1 protein-coding gene and 1 pseudogene are annotated in these 526 nt (G+C 75.7%); both read left to right on the plus strand.

Annotated elements, in window-relative coordinates:
* Positions 1 to 8 precede the first annotated feature (8 nt).
* A complete protein-coding gene (locus tag AC1DWF_RS38410) occupies positions 9 to 170 on the plus strand; it encodes a DUF3253 domain-containing protein (protein ID WP_476843640.1) in 162 nt (53 codons plus the stop codon).
* Positions 167 to 526: pseudogene (locus AC1DWF_RS38415) on the plus strand (hypothetical protein); the annotation flags it as partial. The gene AC1DWF_RS38410 and the pseudogene AC1DWF_RS38415, both read left to right, overlap by 4 nt.

Genomic DNA, 526 nt, shown 5'->3' on the forward strand with positions numbered 1-526 from the left:
CGCAGGGCCTGGCGCCGGAGGATTGGCGCCCGCTGCTCGGTCCCATCAGGCAGGCGGCCGCCCGGCTGGCCGCGGCGGGACGCGTCGAGATCCTGCGCAAGGGCAAGCCGGTGCCACCGGAGGCCATGCGCGGCGTGATCCGCCTGCGACGGCCCGCCGGCGAGCTATGAGCTCGGTGCTCGGCCGGTTGCTGCGCTGGTGGGAACCACCGGCCCAGGCCATGCCGGCGCCCGAGGCCACGGCCCCTGCTCCCGCCGTGGAGCCTGCCACCGCAAAGCCCTCCGCCCTCGCGGAGCTTCTGGCCCATTCCGCGCCCGGCCGGCAGGTGCTCCTGGCCTGGGGCGATGCGCAAGAGGTGCCTGCCCTCACCCTGGCTGGCGCCGCGGCCGGCGTCGCCTCCATCCGCGCCTTCTCCGCCGATCGCCCGGACGATGCGGACCGGCTTCTCGCCGAGGCCGGCATCGCCTCGGGTCGGACGGATCTGGCAGAAGCGATCCTTGCCGCAGGCTCCGCTGCTCGTGACCTG

The organism is Aminobacter sp. P4_D5, from assembly GCF_056401815.1.